Here is a 24,020-nt window from a genome sequence, read left to right on the forward strand (position 1 = left end):
GAAATTCTGATTGATAGGCAAAACCATCCTTGATCATATTTTGCATCAATAATACTGTATGTATAAGGGTCTTCCCTGATCATGGTGGGAAGGCTCAGAATGCCATATTCAGCCTCCCGTAGTGGAACATTACTCCCAGCTTAAAGCGCTCACGGTTGCGGTATCCCCTGGCTTTTATCCTCAGTAGTCTGATCTTGCTGTTCAGCGCCTCCGCATTTCCGTTTGAGACTCCATGTCGCATGGCATTCAGGATGCCGTACAGCCTTTTCCCTATCGTCTTAGCCGCGTTCTTCATCAGGGGGACATCACTGTTAGCCGCCAGCGCCAGCCATCTCTGCCAGTCATTCCGTCTTTCCTCGCTCCAGGGGCTGTTCCAGATGTCCTTTGCCAGCTCTTTCAGCGCCCAACATTGGCTCGTCAGCTTCATCTGTGCGCGCAGCCATACCAGCTTCTCCTGCCTGGATTCTGTCATCCACTTATCGCTGTACTGCCACAGGAATCGGGTCCCTTTTGCCTGTCGACGACTTTCAACAGGGAGGTGTGGATGTTCATTCTGGCGGGTTTTATCAACCACTTCGCCCAGTTGCTTAGCCACATGGAAGCGATCGAAGGCGATTTTCTCGACCGCATTGGGTAAATGGATACGCGCTGCTCTTATATAGCCCGCATTCATGTCCATCGAGAGTGTTTTGACGGCCAGCAACTGACTGTCAGTGAGCGAGCGGAGATAACTGGCAAGACTCTCTGTGCCACGATCATCGGTTAATGCCAGCGCCCGTCCGTCGCGATCAGATACCACGGTTATATACCTATGCCCTTTTTTAAAGGCGACTTCGTCTACATTCATATGACGCGCTGATAAAGGCTTTTTAATCCGGGACAGGCCGCGCTTAACCGCGCGAGTCATAATGCCGTCGACGGCATTCCAGCTAAGTTTAAGTTGTTTCCTGACCGCATCAACGGTGCTGATTTTTAGCCATGAGAGCACGAACGATTCGAACAGCAGAGTGTACCGACTGCCGGGACCTGCCCACTGTACAGGCAGAGTCTGGCAGCCATGCTCCGGGCACATAACGCGGGGAACATCGGCTTCGACTAATGTCATGAACTGGCAGGTATCAAGGTGGCGCCATTTACGATGTCGGTGATCGTGAACAGAACAGGATTTCCTGCAGGTCGGACAGGTTAACTGAGTATTTTCAGCGATTCCGACTATAACAGTAACGGAACCTGCATTTTCATCGAGGGTAAGGGATTTAACCTGCCATGGAGCAGTCAGGTTAAGGATATGGGCATAGAGAGATTTTTCGTCCATATAATTTCACTCTGATGCTTACTTTAAACTGATATTATTATTTTTTGCCCACTTTCTTAATCTTCCATTAGCGTTGGCGTAAGGCGAAGATGTGTTAAATGAGATCATTCTCCCCATCGTCCATTTTGTGTACCATGGTCTTCCATACAAAATATCATCGGTACGATCATCAATAAGCTTCACAAGCTTATTTTTTACAGTTTGAAGTTCAGCTACTAACAATTCATAACTTAACTCACTGTAATCTGAATAAAATTTTTGGGCAAGAAGACCAAGCTGATTCCATTTATAGCCAGTTTCCGGAAAATCGACAGGTAGACCTTTAGCATCAGAAGTGATCCACTTTACAACAAGAGCATTCCATCCAAGCAGATACGAAACGAGGTCACGAACACTCATCTCCGTTCCTTTGGCGTGTCCATCCATTGCTTTATCTGAAGTAATTTCTGGCGGGATTGCGTTGAGGTAACTAATTAATTTACTAAAATTTTTATCAATAGCTAAAAGCAGTTCAGCTTTTGTTTGCGGCACACTCATAAGAATTCCCTCTCATGTAAAAAGAGACACCATAAAGGCACTTCGTGGCGTTTGAAAATCAATCAATTATGTACCACCCACCACAACAGGGGAAGACCCATGTATAAACAGTATTTGCAGGGAGGGGATCATGCTTCGACAATCAGACATCAACCAGGCCTTTCGTGAGTCGATACTTCGGAACTCGAAAGGCTACCAGTACCTGCACACTCGCGATTTTGTGTCTTCTCTGGTGTGCCGTGGCATCCATCTATCTTATTCCGAGGCTAACCGGTGGATAGAGCGCTATCAGTCGTGTTTCGCTGACAAGACGCCTGATCACACCGAAAACAGATTATGGATTCTGCGGAATATGGGGAGGGTGATGTAATGACTGCCAGCTATTTTCCTTCACCTGCTGCTGATTACATAGAGCAGAGGCTTACTGTCACGGCTGCGTGCAACATCAGCGCTAACTCTCAGGTTATAGAGACAGACCGCGGCTATGTCGTTCTCGATTTATCGCTGAAGGTGACGCAAGGAAGCGTCCTTCTTATCCGCCTGGCTGGCGAACTGCAGTTTGCAAAATTGATGGGGCGTTCTTTTATCACTGTCGAAGGTGAATCGATAGAAGGGGAGGCGATGGAAGATGTTGAAGTGTTGGGGGTGGCTACGCACGCGATCAACGACTTGAGGCAGGACGATAGCCCTATTTGATGTGAGTAAAGTTAAGCTTAAAAAGGAAGAATGCTTCCCCAAAATGAAAGGCATATCATTGATTAAATAAGAAAATAAAACATACTCAAAAGAGGGGGAAATCAGCCAGGAAGTTTATATAACTGGCTGATTTTATTTAACTAAGTGTCAATTTTGGAAGTCTGCTTGTGAAACAGTTCGCGGAATACCGGATAAATATCTTCCGGGTCGCGAATATGCTGCATAGCAAAGTTTTCGAAGGTCGACTGCAGGTGTTCGTACTCCCGCCACAGCGTCTGGTGCGCCCGACGGGTTATCTCGATATAGCTATAGTAGCGCACCACGGGCAGGATTTTCTTCGCCAGCAGTTCGTGACACAGCGGTGAGTCGTCCGCCCAGTTATCCCCATCCGAGGCCTGTGCGGCGTAGATATTCCACTGCGCCGGGTCATAGCGCTCTTTAACCACTTCATCCATCAGCTTCAGGGCGCTGGAGACAATCGTGCCGCCGGTTTCCTGCGAATAAAAGAATTCGTGTTCATCGACCTCTTTAGCCTGCGTATGGTGGCGGATATAAACGACATCGACGTTTTTATAGGTCCGGCTGAGGAACAGATACAGCAGAATATAAAAGCGTTTTGCCATGTCCTTGGTCGCCTGGTCCATGGAGCCGGAGACGTCCATCAGGCAGAACATGACGGCCTGGCTGGACGGTTCTGGCCGTTTTTCGTAGTTCTTGTAACGTAGATCGAAAGTATCAATAAACGGGACGCGGTCGATTTTCGCCCGCAGTTCGGCTATCTCTTTGCGCAGCCGCTCCTCTTCCAGCAGCTGCGCCGGTTCGCTTTTGCTAATGGTATCGAGGTCTTCTTCCAGCGCGTGCAGTTCCCGGCGTTTACCGGCGGTCATCGCCGTGCGCCGAGCCAGCGAGTTCTGCAACGAGCGAACGACGCTGATATTGGCGGGAACGCCGTTAGCGGTATAGCCCGCGCGATGGGTTTTATACTCCGTCAGCTGACGCTGCTGATTTTTCTTCAAATTTGGCAGGGCGAGATCTTCGAACAATAGATCGAGATATTCGTCTTTCGAAATCTGAAAGACAAACTCGTCCTGGCCTTCGCCGTCGGCGCTGGCTTGCCCCTGACCGCTGCCGCCTCCGCCACCGCCGCCCTGAGGGCGTTCGATACGGTCATTTTGTACAAAGTGATCGTTACCGGGGTGTACGCGATTGCGCAGGCCGCCGCGTCCCTGATGAAACATCGGTTCGTTAATATCGTCCGTTGGGATGGAGACGGACTCTCCGCTCTGAATATCGGTCACCGAGCGCTTGTTGATGGCCTCGGAGATCGACTGCTTTATCTGCGCTTTATAGCGGCGCAGAAAGCGCTGCCGATTGACGGCGCTTTTATTTTTCCCGTTCAGGCGTCGGTCTATGAACCAGGTCATATGCCCTCCTGTACTGCATTTGCCAACTATGCCCCGGCCATTCAGGCGCGGAAAATAGCCCGCCGCTGAATGTCATTGGGTCTTCGCAGTTATTATTAACCCGACAGCGGTTAGCTGCCGGGCCGGTCTATCAGGATGATTTACGTACCCGCAGATACCATTCGCATAGCAGACGAACCTGCTTACGGGTATAGCCTTTCTCCATCATGCGGTCGACAAAGTCATCGTGTTTTTTCTGCTCATCGGTTGACGTTTTGGTGTTGAAGGAAATCACCGGCAACAGCTCTTCGGTATTGGAGAACATTTTCTTCTCGATAACCGTGCGAAGCTTCTCGTAGCTGGTCCAGTTTGGATTACGCCCGCTGTTGTGCGCTCTGGCGCGCAGCACGAAGTTGACTATCTCGTTGCGGAAGTCTTTCGGGTTACTGATCCCGGCGGGCTTCTCGATTTTTTCCAGTTCCGCATTCAGCGACTCGCGGTCAAACAGCTGGCCGGTATCCGGGTCGCGGTATTCCTGATCCTGAATCCAGAAGTCGGCGTAGGTGACATAACGGTCGAAAATGTTCTGCCCATACTCAGAGTAGGATTCAAGGTAGGCGGTCTGGATCTCTTTGCCGATAAACTCGGCGTATTTCGGGATCAGATAGCCTTTCAGGAACTCAAGATAACGTTCTGACTGTTCCTGCGGGAACTGTTCGCGCTCGATCTGCTGCTCCAGAACGTAGAACAGATGCACCGGGTTGGCGGCCACCTCGGCGTGGTCGAAGTTAAAGACCCGCGACAGAATTTTGAACGCGAAGCGGGTCGACAAGCCATTCATCCCTTCATCGACGCCGGCATAATCGCGATACTCCTGATAGGACTTCGCTTTCGGGTCGGTGTCTTTCAGGCTTTCGCCGTCATAGACGCGCATTTTTGAGTAAATACTCGAGTTTTCCGGCTCTTTCAGGCGCGACAGAATCGAGAAGCGCGACAGCGTTTCCAGCGTTCCCGGCGCGCAAGGCGCATGGGTCAGTTCGCTGTTATTAAGCAGTTTTTCATAGATACGGATCTCTTCTGAGATACGCAGGCAGTAAGGCACCTTGACGATATACACGCGGTCGAGGAAGGCCTCATTGTTTTTGTTATTCCGGAAGGTCACCCATTCCGATTCGTTGGAGTGGGCGAGGATGATCCCGTTGAACGGCAGGGCGGAGATCCCTTCGGTGCCGTTATAGTTGCCTTCCTGCGTGGCGGTCAGCAGCGGATGCAGCACCTTGATAGGCGCTTTAAACATCTCGACGAATTCCATCAGCCCCTGGTTGGCGCGGCACAGAGCGCCGGAGTAGCCGTAGGCATCCGGGTCATTCTGCGCGTAGTGCTCCAGTTTACGAATATCCACTTTACCGACCAGCGCGGAGATGTCCTGGTTGTTCTCGTCGCCGGGCTCGGTTTTGGCGATGGCGATCTGCGCCAGAATTGACGGCCACACTTTCACCACGCGGAACTTAGTGATGTCGCCGCCGAATTCATGCAGGCGCTTGGCCGCCCACGGCGACATAATCGTCCCCAGATAGCGGTTTGGAATGCCGTACTCTTTTTCGAGGATTTGCGCATCCTCCTGCGGGTTGAACAGACACAGCGGATGGTCGTTGACCGGGCTGCGCTCTCCGTTTGCGCTAAGCACATAGATAGGGACACGCTGCATCAAGGACTTCAGGCGTTCGGCAAGCGATGATTTACCGCCGCCCACGGGTCCCAGCAGGTACAGAATCTGTTTCTTCTCTTCCAGCCCCTGAGCGGCGTGCTTCAGATAAGAAACAATTTGCTCAATGGCGTCTTCCATCCCGTAAAACTCTTCAAAGGCCGGATAGCGTGCCACGACCCGGTTTGAAAAGAGACGGGATAGCCTGGGTTCCAGGGCCGTATCGACCATGACCGGCTCACCGATGGCCATCAGCAATCTTTCTGCTGCGTTAGCATAAGCACTGCGATCTTGCCGACAGATGGTAAGAAACTCCTGCAGTGTGAACTCTTCGTCCTTGGCAGCTTCATAGCGCTGGCGATAGTGATCGAATATATTCATGGCATGCCGTCCTTTCGTTTTTAGCACAGGTTGAGAGCCGTTCATATGAATAGTGGGAGCCCCCGGAAGAGGTAAGCTGCATAGCGCTCTCTGATACTCCAGCAACCCTTATGCCAGGTTGGCGAAGTATCTGTATAACGTGCCCCGCATTTACTTCTTCTAAATTAAAGCGTAGATGCATTTGGAAAACTTGCATGGCGTAGAAAATCAATTTCAATGACATATCAATAACTCATCCGGAAAACGGTCTCTTTTTTGCACCTCTTGTCCTGCGGCGTCATGGCGCTGTCATTCAGGTGTCAGCTTGTAGTCATCTGACGATGAGAAAATGATGAGTTCAGTGTAATGACTGGTAAAGAATTTGAGGCATGACGTATACAACGTTAAACTGCCTGCGCTGATTATTTGACAACAGGAATATGGATCGTGACTAAAATCAAACTTCTGGCACTTGGTGTGTTGATTGCGAGTTCAGCATCCGCCGTACACGCTGAAGGGAAGTTCACTTTAGGGGCGGGTGTGGGTGTCGTCGAACATCCCTACAAGCAATATGATGCTGATGTTTACCCGGTGCCCGTTATTAATTATGAGAGCGATAACTTCTGGTTTCGCGGCTTAGGTGGTGGTTACTACCTGTGGAATGATACCAATGACAAGCTCTCTGTGACCGCGTACTGGTCGCCGATGTACTTTAAGCCTGGCGACAGCGATAGCCAGCAGATGCGTCGCCTGGATAAACGTAAATCCACGGTGATGGCGGGGCTCTCCTACGAACACTATACGCAGTACGGTTTCCTGCGCACCGCGCTGTCCGGGGACACCCTCGATAACAGCAACGGTATCGTATGGGATCTGGCCTGGTTGTATCGCTATACCAACGGCAACCTGACGCTTACGCCGGGTATTGGCGTGGAGTGGAACAGCGACAACCAGAACGAGTACTACTATGGTGTTTCGAAACATGAGTCGAATCGCAGCGGCATGCGCAGCTACGATCCGGACAGCAGCTGGAACCCGTACCTCGAGCTGTCGGCAAACTATCGTTTCCTTGGCGACTGGAGCGTATACGGCGTGGCGCGCTATACCCGTCTGTCCGATGAAATCACCGATAGCCCGATGGTGGACAAATCCTGGAGCGGCCTGATTTCTACCGGGATCACTTACTCCTTCTGATATTGCTTTATTACAGGGCAATTTGTGCATCAAAACAGGGCGTTTCGCCCTGTTTTGCATTATGGTGGTGCAATCATTTACGGGAGGTAGCGATGGCAGAAAGGACCATTCGTTTTGGCGAGCATCCGGCGGTTCCCGTTATTGGGCAGGGGACCTGGTATATGGGTGAAAACCCAGCGCTGCGCGCGCAGGAGGTGGCTGCACTGCGCGCGGGCATCGATCTTGGCCTGACGGTTATCGATACGGCGGAAATGTACGCCGACGGCGGCGCTGAAGAGGTCGTCGGCGAGGCGATTCGCGGGCAACGCGATCGCGTGGTGCTGGTGTCTAAAGTCTACCCATGGAATGCTGGTGGACGCAAAATAGCCAGCGCCTGCGAGGCCAGCCTGCGCCGCCTCAATACCGACTATCTGGATCTTTACCTGCTGCACTGGCGCGGAGATTATTCGCTAGAGGAGACGGTTGCCGGCATGGAAGCGCTGGTTGCGCAGGGTAAAATTCGCCGCTGGGGCGTGTCGAATCTCGATAACGATGATATGCATCAGCTCTGGCAGGTGGAGGGCGGCGAACGGTGCGCGACCAATCAGGTGCTCTATCATCTGGCTTCCCGCGGTATTGAGTATGACCTGCTGCCGTGGTGCCAGCAGCGGCGGCTGCCGGTAATGGCGTATTGCCCGCTGGCTCAGGCTGGTCGCCTGCGCAATGGACTTTTAAATCATACCGTTGTGAAAAATATTGCGCAGCAGCGGGGCGTGACCGCGGCGCAGATTCTGCTGGCGTGGGTGATTAGCCACCGGGAGGTATTGGCGATCCCGAAAGCGTCGAGCATTGAGCATGTCGCGCAGAATGCCGCGGCGCTGGATATGGTGCTGAACGACGAGGAGCTTGCGCTTCTGGATAAAGCTTACCCGGCGCCGGCCAGAAAAACGCCGCTGGATATGGTGTAAAGGAAAGCCCAACTCTACGTTCGGCCAAATACGAGCACAATCAGTCGCGTATGCCGGGCAAGGCGTTAGCCGCCGCCCGGCAGCACGATGTTAACCCGCTCGCTATCCTGCTATGCGTTAGCGTTTCGCCACGCGGAGGGTTTGCGCCAGGCGCGAAGGTTTCTCTTCGCTGGCCTTCTGGGTTTCGGTTACGCAGCAGGTTTCTACGCAGACGAAGGTTTTGTAGCCATCATCCGGCATGTCGCCCATGCTGACGGAAAGCGCCTGACCCGGGTTCCAGGCCACTACGTTGCTGTTGTGATGATGGGTCACGTCGATGTTGCGGCTCAGCGCATCGTCGTGAATCACACTGCAGGTTTCGGCATTCAGATACACGCGGTCGGTACGATCGGGAAAAGTCTCTGTGCCGTTGCTTAATACGCCTTCTTCCGCGTTTTTCACTTTATCAACATAACGGTCGCCCAGACCGCTGACCTTCACTGCCGCAATGTCGCCGACGTTGAAATAGGTATGCAGGGCAGACGTGGTTTCAAATTCGCCGTGCGCTTCCAGCTCAATTTCGCAAGTTTTGCCCAACTTAAAACGCGCCAGCAGGGTGAACTCGTGCGGCCAGTACTGGCGGGTAGCGTCGCTGCTTTTCAATTCAAAGGTCAGCACCGCGCCTTTTTCATCTTCATCATGCCCTTTCAGAGCCCAGGGCAGATTGCGGGCGAAGCCGTGGGAGGGCAGACCCTGCTGAGCAGAAGGACCAAACCACGGCCAGCAAATCGGCACGCCGCCGCGCAGGGCAACGCCGTTTTTAAACGGCGTATTGCCGCTGAGCCACAGGACTTCTTCTTCACCCGCGGGCTTCCAGGAGAGCAGGTGAGCGCCCTGCAAAGCCACGGACGCTTTCACCTGCGGATGGTCAACGACGATCAGCTCGAGGTCATCAAGCTGGCGGCGGGAAAGTACAGGGGTAAGCTGTTCGATAACCGGGAGGGCAAAAATTTTATTAATCATTACGCAATCCTTTATCTTCAGACAAAAAAAAGAGCGACCGAAGTCGCTCTTACAGATTACTGTCTCATCTCAACTTATTTGGAGATGTGAGCAATCAGGTCCAGAACCTTGTTGGAGTAACCAGTTTCGTTATCGTACCAGGAAACCAGTTTCACAAAGTTGTCGTTCAGAGCGATACCCGCTTTGGCGTCGAATACGGAAGTGCAGATTTCACCGTTGAAATCGGTGGATACAACGTCGTCTTCGGTGTAGCCCAGAACGCCTTTCATTGCGCCTTCAGAAGCAGCTTTGATTGCTTTCTTAATTTCTTCATAAGAAGCAGCTTTTTCCAGACGAACGGTCAGGTCAACAACGGATACGTTCGGAGTCGGAACGCGGAACGCCATACCGGTCAGTTTGCCATTCAGTTCTGGCAGGACTTTACCTACAGCTTTAGCAGCGCCGGTAGAGGACGGGATGATGTTCTGAGCTGCGCCGCGGCCGCCGCGCCAGTCTTTGTGAGACGGGCCATCAACGGTTTTCTGAGTCGCGGTGGTTGCGTGAACGGTGGTCATCAGACCTTCGATGATGCCGAAGTTGTCGTTGATAACTTTTGCCAGCGGAGCCAGGCAGTTGGTGGTGCAGGATGCGTTGGAAACGATGTCCTGGCCTTCGTATTTGTCAAAGTTAGCGCCTTTAACAAACATCGGGGTGTTGTCTTTGGACGGGCCAGTCAGTACGACTTTTTTCGCGCCAGCGGTGATGTGTTTACGAGCGGTTTCGTCGGTCAGGAAGATACCGGTTGCTTCAGCAACAACGTCAACACCCACTTCGTCCCACTTCAGGTTAGCCGGGTCACGCTCAGCGGTAACACGGATTTTTTTACCGTTAACGATCAGATGACCGTCTTTCACTTCAACGGTACCGTTGAAACGGCCGTGAGTGGAGTCATACTTCAGCATGTAAGCCATGTAGTCAGCGTCTAACAGGTCGTTGATTGCAACGATCTCGATGTCAGAACGTTCCTGAGCAGCACGGAAAACAATGCGACCGATACGGCCAAAACCGTTGATACCTACTTTGATAGTCATATATTCCACCAGCTATTTGTTAGTGAATAAAAGGTTGCCTGTAAAATTACAAAAACCTTACGCAGCGTCAAGCGGAATCGTGTCAATCATTGCGACAAATCAATCCAGAGCATGCCTTTGCGCGGTCGATTTATCCCACTTTCCCTTTGAGCCCAATTCCATATGGGGGCTGCGCCCGGAATTTTAAAGGTCATTGAAGATAAAAATGTGATGCTCATCACAATTGTGTGGCTGCCTTTTGGCGTCGCCTAAGTTTAGAACAAAAGTGCACGCTTCATTGTTAATATTTTGTTAGAATTGACGTGAAAAGTTGTCCTTTCACAGCGAGAAGCAAGTCAATGTCGAATAAACCCTCTTCGGACGAGCTCAAAAAAAATTTGAGCGAGATGCAGTTTTACGTGACGCAGAATCACGGTACTGAACCGCCGTTCACCGGGCGGTTGCTGCACAATAAACGCGATGGCGTCTACCACTGCCTGGTGTGCGATGCCGCGCTGTTCCACTCGCAAACCAAGTATGATTCCGGCTGCGGCTGGCCGAGCTTTTATGAGCCCGTCAGTGATGACGCAATCCGCTACCTAAATGATTACTCCCACGGTATGCAGCGCACGGAAATCCGCTGCGGAAACTGCGATGCTCACCTTGGGCACGTATTCCCGGATGGCCCTCAGCCCACCGGAGAACGTTTTTGCGTTAATTCGGCCTCGTTAAGCTTCACCAATGATGAAAACGGTGAGCAAATTAAGGGTTGAAAAAACGATTCAGCAAATTATTCCAAACGGGGATAACGGAAGATGGAAATCGATCGGATTATTGACGGTATGACGCCAGAAGTTTATCAGCGCCTGGCAACAGCGGTGGAGTTGGGTAAATGGCCGGACGGCGTGGCGTTGACTGACGAACAGAAAGAGAATTGCTTGCAGCTGGTGATGCTTTGGCAGGCGCGCTACAACGTTGACGCACAGCATATGACCATTGATACCAATGGGCAGATGGTGATGAAAAGTAAACAGCAGCTGAAAGTTGACTTTGGCATTACGCCGCAGCCTATCGCGACCTTTAAATCCTGAGCCTGAAAAGGCCTGCGTCAGCCCGGCCAGATGCGCGCCGGGCTTTGATGCGTCACCGCGTTACTTCTTATTCATCATCGCTTTAAGATCGGCGAAGGGGTTATATTTCGCTTCGCCGACGCTTTTCTGCGCATCTTCGCCAGCGACCACCGTCGAACCGTACAGATCGGCTTCGGTATATTTTGAGTGCTCATGATCGTGACAGTACAGGCACAGCATCTCCCAGTTACTACCATCTTCCGGGTTATTGGAGTGATCGTGATCGATATGGTGCACCGTCAGCTCACGCAGGTTTGAATAGACAAACTCACGCGAGCAGCGTCCGCAGACCCAGGGGAAGAGCTTCAGCGCTTTTTCGCGGTAACCGACTTCCAGACGGGCGTAGTTTTTCGGGATATAAGCCATAATACCCATGCCTTCTGTTGCAAATGAAAAGCTGCGCCGGAGCTGGCGCAGCGGAATGCGGTTATCATAACCTATTGTGCACGCGCTGACACCGCGCAGTTCAGCGTTTGATCCCCAATGACTCGGCCAGCTGTTTCGCCAACTGGTTCTGGTCATCCGCGCCGTACTCCCAGAACATTGCGCCCGCCAGACCCTTGCTCTTGATATAGTCGGCCTTGATGGCTACCGAGCGCGGGTTTTCATAGGAAAGCGCAAAGAGGGCTTGACCGTCGGCGGACTGTACCGATAGCCACGGCACCTTCGCTTCATCATCCCAATGCTGAGTAAAGCGCTTCTGCGGATCGTTGATTAACTTCGCCACGATATCGTTATATTTCACATAGGTGTCTTTGGTCAGATCGACGCCCAGCGATTCGAACAGCTCAATCTGTTGAGCCGCGAAGTAGGGGCGGGTGGCCGGGTTTTTCTGCGCGTCCGGCTGGCTCCAGTCAATACCCGGTTCGACGGCGCGTTTTGGTATCCGTCCATAGAAACCAATCCCCAGGTTCATCTGACTCGGCTTTAGACCAGCGGCAAGGTAGTTGTTCACTATAAAGTCAGCGCTGTACTTATCTGCTTCAGCGACCGTCGGCCAGCGGGTTGAATCATACAGGTTGGAATTGAAGTATTGGGTGCCGTAGGCCAGGTCATAGGTCATCAGGTTGATGTAGTCGAGCGATGGCGCAATCGCTTTGACGTCCACCCAGCTTTTTGGGCTCTCCGCGTTTGCGCCTACGGCGATGGTCACCAGTTTGTTATTCCCTACCGCCGCACGCAGTTCTTTCAGCAGGGCGGTAAAATTATCGCGATCGGCCGGTTGGCTGGCGACCAGCCCCCAGGCGCCGTTGACCGGATACTCCCAGTCGAGGTCGATGCCATCGAGGCCGTATTTTTCAATGATCGCCAGCGCCGACTGGATAAACACCGCCCGGGTGTCTTTCGTTGCCGCTGCGCCGGAGAATCCGCGCGCCCCCCAGCCGCCGACGGAAAGCAACACTTTCAGGCTTGGGTTCTGCTGGCGCAAGCTGGGGATTTTCTGCAAATCCGCCTGTACTTTCGGCGACAGCCAAATCTGATGCAGCTTGCCCGGGTCTTTCAGGGCCGCGTTGGTTTCGTCTTTCTCGTCGTTATAGACCAGACCAAACGAGTAGTTGAGATGGGTGATCTGGCGTACGTCCAGTTTATCAATATCGCCGCCGGGACCGGCAGTGACGTCGCCGCCGCCGTTAAAGTAACCGACGGACATCAGCGTGTTAGCGGAAACAACGCTCGCGCAGAGCAGGGGTAAAGCTGCCAGCAAAGGCAAAAGTTTCATAGCGGATCCTCTTTGACTTGACTTAAAAGTGACATTGAAAAACAAACACGCCACGGAAATGGCGTGGCGAAAAAAACAGCTCGTGCAGGCTAGCATCTTCCGCTGTGCAAAAATGCGAAGCGGTTCACGGCTGCATTAGCGAAGCGGTAGTGCGATGAGGTTCACTTCGGAGTAAAAGCCAGGATGCAGAACATGACGCAAAATGAGACTAACAATGACCCGATTAGGGGCTTTATTATCCAAGGCGTGATGCGGCGCTTTGCGCGCTGATTCTGTTTTGTTTTGGCATCGAAACGCGCAACGCGTCGCTGGAAGAGATTTCCGCTCTGGCCTGAGATAACGCGCCGACAGGACAATGCCCGTCGGCATATTTTATGCGTGGGTTTCCAGCCAGTCGTCAAGGGTATACAGCGTTGCCCCCGCGGCGGCCATCTCCATAAACGCCAGATTGCTGTCCTGTGGCTGAATATTTACCCCGCGGCAGCCGTCGGTTATGACGTTGACGATATAACCCAGCGTCAGGGCGTCGAGCACGGTAAACTTGACGCAGTAGTCGGTGGCGAGCCCCAGCACCGTTAGCTCGGTTATTTCACGCTCGCGCAGCCACGCATCGAGCCGGGTTTTCTGCCGGTGACCGTTGTCGAAAAAGGCGCTGTAGCTATCAATGGCCGGATTTTCGCCTTTGTGGAATACGGCGGCAATATCCTGCTTTTTGAGCAGCGGATGCAGCGCCGCGCCTTCGCTATTTTGCACGCAGTGATCCGGCCAGAACGTTTGCCTCAGGCCGTCAAGCTCGCCTTGGGTATAGGGCTCAACCTGATGCTGGCTGGCAAAGCTGCCGTGATTCGCCGGGTGCCAGTCCTGGCTGGCAACCACCGTTTCGCCTCGTTCCAGGCTCCAGTCGATAAGCCGGTTGGCGATGTCCACCGTACTGTCGCCCTGCGGGACGGCAAGTGCGCCGCCGGCGCAAAAATCATTTTGTAAATCGACCAGCAGCAGCGCGCGTTGGGTCATGTGCTCCTCCTCACTCATCGGGTGTCAGTTCGCCACGCAGATTCTCCTGCATGGCGTCACGGATAGACGCCACGTCCAGATCCTGGCTCAGCAAATAGTGTAGCTTGGTCAGCGTGGCTTCAACGGTCATGTCAAAACCGCTAATCACGCCAGCCTGCGCCAGCGCGTTGCCGGTGGCGTAGCCGCCCATATTGACCTTACCGGACATACACTGGGTCAAATTAACCACCACGATACCGCGCTGGCTGGCCTCGGTCAGGACCTGAATAAACTCGCCGTTCTGCGGCGCGTTGCCGACGCCATAGGAGCGCAGGATCAGCGCTTTGACCGGCTGGCGCAGGAAGTTGCGCACCACGTCGGCGGAAATGCCGGGATAAATTGTCACCACGCCAATCGGCTGCGGCGTAATGGGATGAACTACCAGTTCGCCGTTACCGTGCGGAGCGGGAGGCGTGCCGAGCCGGCGAATATGGATACCGGCTTCCAGCAGCGGCGCCAGGTTTGGCGATGCGAAGGCGTTAAAGCCATCGGCATGGGCCTTCGTCGTGCGGTTACCGCGGTAGAGGCGGTTATTAAAGAACAGCGACACTTCGTTAATCGGGTAGTTGGCGGCGACGTACAGCGCGTTGAGCAGATTGATTTGGCCATCAGAGCGCAGCTCGGCGAGCGGGATTTGTGACCCTGTCACAATAACCGGTTTCCCCAGATTTTCCAGCATGAAGGAGAGCGCCGAGGCGGTAAACGCCATGGTATCCGTGCCGTGGAGGATCACGAAACCGTCGTACTGGTCATAATGGTCGCGAATATCGTCGGCGATATGCTGCCAGTCTTCCGGCGTCATATCGGAAGAGTCCATTAACGGGGCGTATTCATGAATGGTGAAGTCCGGCATCTCCGGGCGGTGAAACTCGGGCATCAACGCCAGCTGGCGCTGTAAATGGCCGGAAACGGGGATATAGCCGTGTTCAGAACGCTGCATACCAATGGTACCGCCGGTATAGGCAACGTAAATAGATTTCTTCTGCATAGCATCGCTTAGGTTAAACGTAGACAGGCGCAGTATAGAGGGGCGGAAGAAAAAATAAAGTAAATGCCGCCCCACGGGATGGGGCGGCAGAGGATTAACGAATATTGGCGCAGGTTAAGCAGAACGCGTAGCGGTTTTGCGGATCGTTGAATGCCGCCAGCTTATCGCTCTCGGCTTTCACCGCATTGGCCGCCGCGGCGACCGGTGCGGGCAGATACGCCTGTACCGCTGCCGGCAGCGCCGCGCGAACGGAACCCGTCAGGCTATCGACGACCATCGAGAAGAAGGTCGGCTCTTCCTGATAATAGTTGATATGCCACTGTTTCAGCTTCGCCAGCTCGGCGGCTTTTGCCACCGCGTCGTCAAAGTCGCCAAGGCTGTCGACCAGACCGTTTGCTTTTGCATCTTCACCGGTCCAGACGTGGCCCTGAGCGATTTGGTCGATTTTCTCCGGCGTGCTCTTACGCGCGTTCGCCACCAGGGTGATAAAGCGCTTGTAGCCGTTTTCGATGCTGAGCTGCATCAGTTGCTGCACTTCCGGCGGTAGCGCTTTGGTGGTGGAAACATCGGCCAGCGGCGAGGTTGCCACGCCGTCGGTATGGACGCCAATCGAGCCGAGGGTATTTTCGACGGTATTAATCACCCCAAAGATACCGATAGAGCCGGTAAGGGTGCTGGGGTTCGCGACGATATAATCCGCCGGGGTGGAGATCCAGTAACCGCCGGAGGCCGCCATGCCGCCCATCGATACCACAACCGGTTTTCCGGCTGCTTTCGCTGCTGCCAGCTCTTCGCGAATCACTTCTGAGGCGCTGACGCTGCCGCCAGGGCTGTTAACCCGCAGCACGATCGCTTTCACTTTCGGATCCAGGCGCGCGTCGCGGATCTGCGCGGCGGTGGTGTCGCCGCCAACGTTACCCGGCGTTTCTTCGCCATCCATAATCGCGCCGTTAGCGAAGATAACCGCAATCGCGGAGCCCTGGTCGGCAGGCGTTTTGACGCTGTAATCGTAATAGCTGATCGCGCTGTAGTTGTTATCCGCTTTACTCCAGCCAAACTGCTTAGTCAGCGCTTTCTCGACCTCGGTTGAGGTGCCCAGCTCGTCAACCAGCTTGTTATCCAGCGCGTATTTAGCCGTGTCGCCATCGACTTTACGCAGGCCGTCAATCACGCCCTGAGCGCCGGGGAACAACTGCTGTGCGGTGATCTGGCGGTTGGCGGCAATGGTGTTGAGGTAGTTTTGCCACAACTCGCCGATCCAGCGGCTATCCGCTTCGCGCGCCGCCGGAGACATATCGTCGCGGATAAACGGCTCTACCGCTGACTTATAGGTGCCGACGCGGAACACATGGGTCGATACTTTGAGCTTGTCGAGCAGCGATTTATAGTACAGGCCGTTGGTCGCGAAGCCGTGCAGGTCTACTTCGCCCTGCGGCGAAAGCCAGATCTTATTGGCGAAGCTGGCGAGATAGTACTGACCCTGGCTGTAGCTGCTGCCGATGGCATATACCGGCTTGCCGCTATCGCGGAATTCGCGCAGCGCTTTACCGATATACTGCATTGATGGCTGATCGCCGCCGGCAAAGTTCTTCAGATCCAGCACGATACCGGTGATATTGCGGTCGTCTTTCGCCTGGCGAATCGTCTGCACAATATCGAACAGCGAGTTTTCCTGCAGGCGATCGGAGCTGGCGCCAAACAGCTGGCGGCCAATCACGCCAAGCTTGCTGCTGGCCGAGGGTTTATCGACCACCACGCCGGTGATATCCAGCAGCAGCGCGCCGCGGGTAGTGTGCTCTGCCGTTGTGCTGCTGAACTGGGCCCAGATGCCGACGCAGGCCAGCACCAGCACCAGGAAAACCACGTTCAGTGCGAGCTGGCGAATGAAATTGAGCACGCGCCATGTCCATTTAAAAAATCCGGCGAGCAGTCGCCAAAGAGTTCGCATGTATTCTCCCTAACCATAATCAAAAATGGGCGAGCCGCAGGGGCCGCCGCGTCTGGCTATCCTAATGAGAGTGCCGTCGGTTGTCAGCAGGAATCACCCGTTGGGCTGTAACAAAATCCTTGCTCATGTTAATTTTGTGAAAAATCACATCACAGGAGTTATACAGATGGATGCTCTCGAACTACTGGTTAATCGCCGCAGCGCTTCACGTCTGACCGACCCGGCTCCGGCGGGCGAACAGCTGGAAAACATCCTGCGCGCTGGCCTGCGCGCGCCGGACCACGGGACGCTACAGCCGTGGCGCTTCTTCATTATTGCCGATGAAGGGCGCGAGCGCTTCAGCCAGCTGCTGGAAAAAGGCGCGGTGGCGGCAGGTGGAGATGAAAAAGCGATTGAAAAAGCCCGCAGCGCGCCGTTTCGCGCGCCGCTGATCATTGCGGTGGTGGCTCGCTGTGAAGATCATCCAAAAGTACCCAAATGGGAGCAGGAGATGTCGGCGGGCTGCGCGGTGATGGCCATGCAGATGGCTGCCGTGGCGCAGGGGTTTAACGGCATCTGGCGCAGCGGCGCGTTAACCGAAAGCCCGGTTGTACGCGAAGGATTTGCCTGCCGCGAACAGGATAAAATAGTGGGATTTCTCTATCTGGGGACCCCGCAGCTCAAAGCGTCAACAACCATCGCTTTGCCGGATACCGCGCCGTTCGTGACGCGCTTCTGAGTCCGTTCTCATCATGCCGGGCGGTCCCGGCTCACCGCCGCCTAGGGGGGGAGCCCGGCTAAGCGCAGCGAGAGCCGGGTGGATGCAGCGCTGGTGTATCAGACTTGACGCCTTTCCCGTAGGCGGTGCTGGCGCACCTGTCCGGGCTACCAAACCGCGAACGGCTGGGAACCCGTAGTCCAGGCGTTTCAGGCGCCGCTTACGGGTTTTTAACGGCGACGACTTTACTTCTGCCTTTTCGCGAACTCCTCTTTCGCTTTCTGCAACTGCTGCTGGAAGGCCGGATTGGTATGCAGCGTGGCGACGACCGCCGAACCGACGATACGCGCCGCATCTACGTCGCTCTGCCAGTGATAGCCGCAGATCACCCGGCTCTCGCCGAGCTCAAAGCCGCGCTTAAGGATTTCATTTTGCCGCTGGGGATTAATCTCAGCCAGCACCAGAGCGGTGGCCCAGCCGATAGAGGTGTGGCCGGAGGGGTAGGAGCCGTTTTTCGACAGCGTATCCTGTTCCTTGGTGTTACAGGTGGCGACGCCATAAAACGCAAATGGGCGAATGCGCATGTACTTCTCCTTTGCTCCTCGCGTCGCCAGGTCGCCGGCATCTTCAATCATATTGGTGAGCAGCTTGTGCAGCTCGGGCGCATCTTTGGCGGTAATGGGCGAGCCGAAGGCGCCGGAGAAGGCGTTGGCGACGCCGCCGCCGCTCAGGTTGGCGTCTTCAACCGCCAGCTTACCGCGCTCGGTGCCGCGCAGCAGACGGCCTTTCTCGTACATCGCCTGATCGTTCAAAAACGCGATACTGCCCACTTCCGGCGGCGGCGGCAGCAGCGTCAGGCTGTCGATGGCCTGGGCGTTGGTCAGGTAGTAGAGATCGGGTTTGGTGGTGACGTCGTTACCGGCGGGAACCAGGGCGAAAGCGTTAAGGGAGAAGAGACTGGCCAGGCAAACGGCGAGAACACGCTTTTTCATGAAAACTTCCTTACGTTGTTATATGTCCAGAGAAAACAGAATTTATGCTTGTCATATTTCTGTCATTTTTTAGTAAAGGGTAAAATCACGTTGAAAAAGCGGGGCCGCATCGCAAAATCGGTTTTTTGTCTGCTTAATGAGCAACCATACGCGATTTCGGACTGTCGCACTTACCACTCCGCCATTTGGGCGCTACCATAGCGGGATTGCAATGACAGGAGATGTCCATGAGCGAGCAAGCCATTCGTTTAACGCAATACAGCCACGGAGCCGGTTGCGGGTGTAAAATTTCCCCTAAGGTGCTGGAAACTATCCTGCAAAGCGACCAGGCCAAATTTATCGACCCGAATCTGCTGGTGGGCAACGAAACCAGCGACGATGCCGCCGTCTACGATCTCGGCAACGGTACGTCGATCGTCAGCACCACCGACTTTTTTATGCCGATCGTCGACAACCCGTTCGACTTTGGGCGCATCGCGGCGACCAACGCCATCAGCGATATTTTCGCCATGGGCGGTAAGCCGATTATGGCGATCGCTATTCTCGGCTGGCCCATCAATACCCTGGCGCCGGAAATTGCCCGTCAGGTGGTTGAGGGCGGGCGCTTTGCCTGCCAGCAGGCGGGGATCGCGCTTGCCGGCGGTCACTCCATTGACGCTCCGGAACCCATCTTCGGGCTTGCCGTGACCGGCGTCGTTCCGACCGAGCGGGTGAAGAAAAACAGCACTGCGCAGGCCGGCTGCAAGCTGTATCTCACTAAACCGCTGGGTATTGGCGTGCTGACCACCGCGGAGAAAAAGTCGCTGCTGAAGCCTGAGCACCAGGGGCTGGCGACGGAAACCATGTGCCAGATGAACCTCGTCGGCTCGGCGTTCGCCAACATTGACGGCGTGAAGGCGATGACCGACGTCACCGGTTTCGGACTGCTGGGCCACCTCAGCGAAGTGTGCCGCGGCGCGGGCGTACAGGCGCAGCTTACCTATGCCGATATCCCGAAATTACCCGGCGTCGAAGCCTACATCGCGGCAGGGGCGGTGCCGGGCGGTACCGGGCGTAACTTCGCCAGCTACGGTCATCTGATGGGCGAAATGCCGCCAGAGTGGCGCGATCTGCTGTGCGATCCGCAAACCTCCGGCGGTCTGCTGCTGGCGGTAACGCCGGAAGCCGAAGCTGAGGTGCAGGCTGCCGCCGCTGAATTTGGTATCACGCTTAGCGCTATCGGCGAGCTGGTTACCGCCCGCGGCGGACGCCCCATGATTGAGATCCGTTGATTTCATGCGGCTGTTTATTGCAGAAAAACCGAGTCTCGGCCGCGCCATCGCCGAGGTGTTGCCAAAACCGCATCGCAAAGGCGACGGCTATATTGAGTGCGGTAACGGGCAGGTGGTCACCTGGTGCATTGGCCACCTGCTGGAGCAGGCCCAGCCCGACGTCTATGATGCGCGCTATGCGCGCTGGAACCTGCTCGACCTGCCGATCGTGCCGGAAAAGTGGCAGCTCCAGCCTAAGCCCTCGGTGACCAAACAGCTTAATGTGATTAAGCGTTTGCTCGGCGATGCGCAGGAAGTCATTCATGCAGGTGACCCGGACAGAGAGGGGCAACTGCTGGTGGATGAGGTACTTGACTATCTGCAGCTGGCGCCGGAAAAGCGTCAGCAGGTGCAGCGCTGTCTGATAAACGATCTTAACCCGCAGGCGGTGGAGCGGGCGATTAACCGCCTGCGCGCCAACAGCGAATTTGTTCCGCTGTGCGTCTCGGCGCTTGCCCGCGCCCGCGCCGACTGGCTGTACGGGATCAATATGACCCGCGCTTACACTATCCTTGGTCGTAACGCGGGTTATCAGGGGGTGCTCTCGGTCGGGCGCGTGCAAACGCCGGTGCTTGGCCTGGTGGTACGCCGCGATGAAGAAATTGAAAACTTCGTCGCCAAAGACTTCTTCGACGTAAAGGCGCATATCGTTACCCCCAAGGATGAGCGTTTTGTCGCCACCTGGGTGCCCAGCGAGGCCTGCGAACCGTACCAGGATGAAGAGGGGCGACTGCTGCATCGCTCGCTTGCCGAGCACGTCGTCAAGCGCATTGAGGGCCAGCCGGCGACGGTCACCGCTTATAACGATAAGCGGGACTCTGAGCCAGCGCCGCTGCCGTTCTCCCTCTCGGCGCTGCAGATTGAAGCCGCGAAACGCTTTGGTTTTAGCGCGCAGAACGTGCTGGATATCTGCCAGAAGCTGTATGAAACCCATAAGCTGATTACCTATCCGCGTTCGGATAGCCGCTACCTGCCGGAAGAGCATTTTGCCGGCCGCCATGCGGTGCTGAACGCCATCAGCGTGCACGCGGCGGATCTGCTGCCGCAGCCGGTGGTGGATCCGGAGATCCGCAACCGCTGCTGGGACGATAAAAAGGTCGATGCCCACCACGCGATTATTCCGACCGCCCGCAGTTCACAGGTGAAGCTCAGCGACAACGAAGAGAAGGTTTATGGCCTGATTGCCCGCCAGTATCTGATGCAGTTTTGCCCGGATGCGGTGTTCCGCAAATGTCAGATCGATCTTGATATCGCCAACGGCAAGTTCGTGGCCAAAGCGCGTTTTCTGGCGGAAGCGGGCTGGCGAACCCTGCTGGGCAATAAAGAGCGCGATGAAGAGAATGACGGCATGCCGCTGCCGGTGGTGGCAAAGGATGACGAACTGTTGTGCGAAAAAGGCGAAGTGGTGGAGCGTCAGACCCAGCCGCCGCGTCATTTTACCGATGCGACGCTGCTATCGGCGATGACCGGCATTGCCCGCTTTGTCCAGGACAAAGACCTGAAGAAGATCCTGCGCGCAACGGACGGCCTCGGTACGGAGGCGACCCGCGCCGGGATTATCGAACTGTTGTTCAAGCGCGGCTTCTTAACCAAAAAAGGGCGCTATATCCACTCTACCGACGCCGGGAAGGCGCTGTTCCATTCGCTGCCTGAAATGGCGACGCGTCCGGATATGACCGCCCACTGGGAGTCGATTCTGACGCAAATCAGCGAGAAGCAGTGCCGCTATCAGGACTTTATGCAGCCGTTGGTCGGTACCCTGTTCCAGCTTATCGACCAGGCCAGGAGCACGCCGGTACGTCGCTTCCGCGGCATTGTGGCGCCGGGCGACGGCAAGAAAAGCTTTAGTAAGGGGAAAGGCCGAGCCAAAGCGAAAGATAAAAAATCCGCCTCCGGCCCCGCGGCGGAAAGCCCGCAATAAAAAACCCCGGGAAGCCGGGGTTTTTCAATTATGCGCCGAACCCATATACCGGGTTCATTCAGCGAGTGGACTTAAATAACGCCCTGCGCCAGCATTGCGTCGGCGACCTTCACGAAACCGGCGATATTCGCGCCGCGTACGTAGTTGGTCTGCTTCGCTTCACCGCCGTATTCAACGCAGGCGTGGTGGATATCCAGCATGATATGGTGCAGACGGGCATCCACTTTCTCCGCTTTCCAGCCCATGCGGGCGGCGTTTTGCGCCATTTCCAGACCTGAAGTGGCTACTCCGCCGGCGTTCGCCGCTTTACCCGGCGCGAACAGCACGCCCGCTTCGAGGAATCGATCGGTCGCCGCAATAGTGGTTGGCATGTTGGCGCCTTCCGCGACGGCCTTCACGCCGTTGGCAATCAGCTGACGGGCAGCGTCGACGTCCAGCTCGTTCTGCGTGGCGCATGGCAGAGCGATATCCACCGGCACGGACCACGGCTGTTTGCCTTCAAGGTAGGTCAGGCCGAACTCGCGCGCGTAATCCGCCACGCGGCCGTGGCAGCGCTCTTTAATGTCGATCAGGCGCGCCAGTTTTTCTTTGGTGAAGCCAGATTCATCAACCACGGTACCGTTGGAGTCGGAAGCTGTAATCACCCGCGCGCCGAGCTCCATGGCTTTTTCAATCGCGTACTGCGCCACGTTGCCCGAACCGGACACCGCGACGCGAGCCCCTTCAAAGCCCAAACCGTGGCGCTTAAGCATCGCTTCGGTGAAGTAAATCAGACCATAACCGGTGGCTTCCGGACGAATCAGGCTGCCGCCGAAGGAGAGACCTTTACCGGTGAATACGCAGGCGCTGTTGTTGGAGAGCTTACGCATCATCCCGGCCATAAAGCCCACTTCACGACCGCCCACGCCGATATCACCGGCCGGCACGTCGGTATCCGGGCCGAGGTGGCGATAGAGTTCGGTCATCAGCGCCTGACAGAAACGCATCACTTCGCCATCGCTTTTGCCTTTGGGATCGAAGTCGCTGCCGCCCTTACCGCCCCCCATTGGCAGGGTGGTCAGAGCGTTTTTGAAGGTTTGTTCAAAACCGAGGAATTTCAGAATCGACAGGTTTACGGAGGGGTGGAAACGCATGCCGCCCTTATAAGGGCCGATGGCGGAGTTGAACTGCACGCGCCAGGCGCGGTTAACCTGAACCTGATTGCGGTCATCAACCCAAACGACGCGGAACTGGATAGCACGCTCCGGTTCAACCAGACGTTCCAGCAAATTCATCTGACGATAGCGCGGATTTTCCTCAAGGAATGGCCACAGGGTGGTCATCACCTCGCGGACCGCCTGAGCAAATTCAGTTTGATTTGGATCGCGCTGTTGAACGCGGGCGAGAAAACCTTCCAGAGTGCACGTCTGATCCATAGATATAAGTTCCCCTTATGGTTGTGGTTGCGTCTATTTATTATGATTCGGCCCTTGAAAAAGCCGATTTTCCGACTATACCATCGGAAATCGTTAGTTAAGCAAGGAAAAATTGTTCGGAAAGCAAAATTTATAATCAGGCGGTGGTCATAATCAAAAGCGATGACAACCACCTGACAAAATTAGCGGGAATGGAGAGCGGCGCGCTGGGCGATAAAGGTTTCGAGCAGGGGAATATCGGCTGGCGCAAGAGGAAAGGTTAACGCCTCCTGCGGTGAACACCAGCGCAGCTGGCTGTGGTAGCGGGCGCTGGGTTCACCGTGAAAATGTGGAACCCACCAGGCGTGAAGATGAATCAGGCGGGCGGAAACTTCGCGCTGATGGCTGGCGATATAGCATTCCGGCCAGGCGTCGATCGCCAGCTCTTCCTGGAGCTCACGCGCCAGCGCCTGGGCCTGGGTTTCGCCGGGTTCAACTTTTCCTCCGGCCAACTCCCACATTCCCGGTTGATCCGCGTGGGGCGGCCGCTGCGCCAGCAGAATTTGCCCATCGCGTTCGATAATGGCGGCAACAACATCAAGGGTTTTTAGCATGTGAATCATCGTTCTGTACGGGATAATGGCCTATTATCACCGTCC

At 55.1% G+C, this 24,020-nt stretch carries 23 protein-coding genes and 1 pseudogene; 10 read left to right on the forward strand and 14 right to left on the reverse strand.

Translation table 11 applies throughout. The features are described from left to right. Nucleotides 1-94 precede the first annotated feature (94 nt). Nucleotides 95-1,315, reverse strand: coding sequence for an ISL3 family transposase (locus IYV58_RS11180; RefSeq protein WP_195729604.1), 1,221 nt, complete (start codon nucleotides 1,313-1,315; stop codon nucleotides 95-97). An 18-nt stretch (nucleotides 1,316-1,333) separates the two neighbouring features. Beyond that, a complete protein-coding gene (locus IYV58_RS11185) occupies nucleotides 1,334-1,852 on the reverse strand; it encodes a ClbS/DfsB family four-helix bundle protein (protein WP_195729605.1) in 519 nt (172 codons plus the stop codon). A gap of 130 nt (nucleotides 1,853-1,982) precedes the next feature. On the opposite strand from IYV58_RS11185, the gene IYV58_RS28285 reads away from it, so the two are divergent. Together IYV58_RS28285 and IYV58_RS11190 are read left to right on the forward strand one after the other, a co-directional pair. Next, nucleotides 1,983-2,222 carry a hypothetical protein gene (locus tag IYV58_RS28285; RefSeq protein ID WP_004121485.1) on the forward strand — a complete coding sequence of 80 codons (240 nt, stop codon included), beginning with the start codon at nucleotides 1,983-1,985 and terminating at the stop codon, nucleotides 2,220-2,222. Then, nucleotides 2,222-2,548, forward strand: a complete 327-nt coding sequence (locus IYV58_RS11190; RefSeq protein ID WP_195729606.1) for a S24/S26 family peptidase — start codon at nucleotides 2,222-2,224, stop codon at nucleotides 2,546-2,548. Before IYV58_RS28285 ends, IYV58_RS11190 begins: the two co-directional genes overlap by 1 nt. A gap of 140 nt (nucleotides 2,549-2,688) precedes the next feature. On the opposite strand, the gene IYV58_RS11195 is transcribed toward IYV58_RS11190, so the two are convergent. Together IYV58_RS11195 and yeaG are read right to left on the reverse strand one after the other, a co-directional pair. Continuing rightward, the gene (locus IYV58_RS11195) at nucleotides 2,689-3,972 is read right to left on the reverse strand and encodes a YeaH/YhbH family protein (protein WP_004121480.1); all 1,284 of its coding nucleotides are present in this window, start codon (nucleotides 3,970-3,972) and stop codon (nucleotides 2,689-2,691) included. Nucleotides 3,973-4,102: 130 nt separating this feature from the next. Continuing rightward, complete coding sequence (yeaG, locus tag IYV58_RS11200; protein ID WP_004121478.1) at nucleotides 4,103-6,037, reverse strand: protein kinase YeaG; 1,935 nt, start codon at nucleotides 6,035-6,037, stop codon at nucleotides 4,103-4,105. Nucleotides 6,038-6,463: 426 nt separating this feature from the next. Here yeaG and IYV58_RS11205 point away from each other — a divergent pair, with 426 nt between their 5' ends. Beyond that, nucleotides 6,464-7,210 (forward strand): MipA/OmpV family protein, encoded by a 747-nt coding sequence (locus IYV58_RS11205; protein ID WP_004121476.1) that lies wholly within the window; start codon nucleotides 6,464-6,466, stop codon nucleotides 7,208-7,210. A 92-nt stretch (nucleotides 7,211-7,302) separates the two neighbouring features. Then, a complete protein-coding gene (locus IYV58_RS11210; RefSeq protein ID WP_195729607.1) occupies nucleotides 7,303-8,157 on the forward strand; it encodes an aldo/keto reductase in 855 nt (284 codons plus the stop codon). A gap of 117 nt (nucleotides 8,158-8,274) precedes the next feature. Here IYV58_RS11210 and IYV58_RS11215 read toward each other — a convergent pair whose 3' ends face one another. Together IYV58_RS11215 and gapA are read right to left on the reverse strand one after the other, a co-directional pair. Next, nucleotides 8,275-9,159 carry a D-hexose-6-phosphate mutarotase gene (locus IYV58_RS11215; RefSeq protein WP_195321790.1) on the reverse strand — a complete coding sequence of 295 codons (885 nt, stop codon included), beginning with the start codon at nucleotides 9,157-9,159 and terminating at the stop codon, nucleotides 8,275-8,277. 74 nt (nucleotides 9,160-9,233) lie between these two features. Further along, nucleotides 9,234-10,229 carry a glyceraldehyde-3-phosphate dehydrogenase gene (gene gapA, locus IYV58_RS11220; protein ID WP_004138295.1) on the reverse strand — a complete coding sequence of 332 codons (996 nt, stop codon included), beginning with the start codon at nucleotides 10,227-10,229 and terminating at the stop codon, nucleotides 9,234-9,236. Nucleotides 10,230-10,567: 338 nt separating this feature from the next. Between gapA and msrB the strand changes: the two genes are divergently transcribed. Together msrB and IYV58_RS11230 are read left to right on the forward strand one after the other, a co-directional pair. Further along, entirely contained in the window at nucleotides 10,568-10,981 is a 414-nt protein-coding gene (gene msrB / locus IYV58_RS11225; protein ID WP_004121465.1) for a peptide-methionine (R)-S-oxide reductase MsrB, read from the forward strand. Nucleotides 10,982-11,023: 42 nt separating this feature from the next. Further along, nucleotides 11,024-11,299 carry a YeaC family protein gene (locus tag IYV58_RS11230; RefSeq protein WP_004138292.1) on the forward strand — a complete coding sequence of 92 codons (276 nt, stop codon included), beginning with the start codon at nucleotides 11,024-11,026 and terminating at the stop codon, nucleotides 11,297-11,299. Between the two features lie 60 nt (nucleotides 11,300-11,359). On the opposite strand, the gene yajD is transcribed toward IYV58_RS11230, so the two are convergent. Both yajD and IYV58_RS11240 read right to left on the reverse strand, forming a co-directional pair. Beyond that, a complete protein-coding gene (gene yajD / locus IYV58_RS11235) occupies nucleotides 11,360-11,704 on the reverse strand; it encodes an HNH nuclease YajD (RefSeq protein ID WP_004138290.1) in 345 nt (114 codons plus the stop codon). Between the two features lie 100 nt (nucleotides 11,705-11,804). Then, nucleotides 11,805-13,058 (reverse strand): chitinase ChiD, encoded by a 1,254-nt coding sequence (locus IYV58_RS11240; protein WP_004121456.1) that lies wholly within the window; start codon nucleotides 13,056-13,058, stop codon nucleotides 11,805-11,807. 237 nt (nucleotides 13,059-13,295) lie between these two features. Between IYV58_RS11240 and IYV58_RS28290 the strand changes: the two are divergent. Continuing rightward, a pseudogene (locus IYV58_RS28290) lies at nucleotides 13,296-13,393 on the forward strand (hypothetical protein); the annotation flags it as partial. Between the two features lie 37 nt (nucleotides 13,394-13,430). Here the strand turns inward: IYV58_RS28290 and pncA are convergent. From pncA to sppA, 3 genes are all read right to left on the reverse strand, one after another. Continuing rightward, nucleotides 13,431-14,072, reverse strand: a complete 642-nt coding sequence (gene pncA / locus IYV58_RS11245) for a bifunctional nicotinamidase/pyrazinamidase (protein WP_087829275.1) — start codon at nucleotides 14,070-14,072, stop codon at nucleotides 13,431-13,433. Nucleotides 14,073-14,082: 10 nt separating this feature from the next. After that, a complete protein-coding gene (gene ansA / locus IYV58_RS11250; protein ID WP_004121426.1) occupies nucleotides 14,083-15,099 on the reverse strand; it encodes an asparaginase in 1,017 nt (338 codons plus the stop codon). Nucleotides 15,100-15,193: 94 nt separating this feature from the next. Next, complete coding sequence (gene sppA, locus IYV58_RS11255) at nucleotides 15,194-17,047, reverse strand: signal peptide peptidase SppA (RefSeq protein ID WP_004121423.1); 1,854 nt, start codon at nucleotides 17,045-17,047, stop codon at nucleotides 15,194-15,196. Nucleotides 17,048-17,213: 166 nt separating this feature from the next. Between sppA and IYV58_RS11260 the strand changes: the two genes are divergently transcribed. Continuing rightward, entirely contained in the window at nucleotides 17,214-17,765 is a 552-nt protein-coding gene (locus tag IYV58_RS11260; protein ID WP_004121410.1) for an NAD(P)H nitroreductase, read from the forward strand. A 224-nt stretch (nucleotides 17,766-17,989) separates the two neighbouring features. Here the strand turns inward: IYV58_RS11260 and phoC are convergent, their stop codons facing one another. Beyond that, the gene (gene phoC, locus IYV58_RS11265; protein ID WP_004121407.1) at nucleotides 17,990-18,736 is read right to left on the reverse strand and encodes an acid phosphatase PhoC; all 747 of its coding nucleotides are present in this window, start codon (nucleotides 18,734-18,736) and stop codon (nucleotides 17,990-17,992) included. Between the two features lie 227 nt (nucleotides 18,737-18,963). Between phoC and selD the strand changes: the two genes are divergently transcribed. Both selD and IYV58_RS11275 read left to right on the forward strand, forming a co-directional pair. Further along, a complete protein-coding gene (selD, locus tag IYV58_RS11270) occupies nucleotides 18,964-20,007 on the forward strand; it encodes a selenide, water dikinase SelD (protein WP_004121404.1) in 1,044 nt (347 codons plus the stop codon). 4 nt (nucleotides 20,008-20,011) lie between these two features. After that, entirely contained in the window at nucleotides 20,012-21,967 is a 1,956-nt protein-coding gene (locus IYV58_RS11275) for a DNA topoisomerase III (RefSeq protein WP_004121401.1), read from the forward strand. 71 nt (nucleotides 21,968-22,038) lie between these two features. On the opposite strand, the gene gdhA is transcribed toward IYV58_RS11275, so the two are convergent. Then, entirely contained in the window at nucleotides 22,039-23,382 is a 1,344-nt protein-coding gene (gene gdhA, locus IYV58_RS11280) for an NADP-specific glutamate dehydrogenase (protein ID WP_195729608.1), read from the reverse strand. A gap of 182 nt (nucleotides 23,383-23,564) precedes the next feature. Then, nucleotides 23,565-23,975 (reverse strand): pyrimidine (deoxy)nucleoside triphosphate diphosphatase, encoded by a 411-nt coding sequence (locus tag IYV58_RS11285; protein ID WP_032742132.1) that lies wholly within the window; start codon nucleotides 23,973-23,975, stop codon nucleotides 23,565-23,567. Nucleotides 23,976-24,020 lie beyond the last annotated feature (45 nt).

Source organism: Klebsiella sp. BDA134-6, assembly GCF_015601345.1.
Taxonomy (GTDB): Bacteria; Pseudomonadota; Gammaproteobacteria; order Enterobacterales; family Enterobacteriaceae; genus Klebsiella; species Klebsiella grimontii.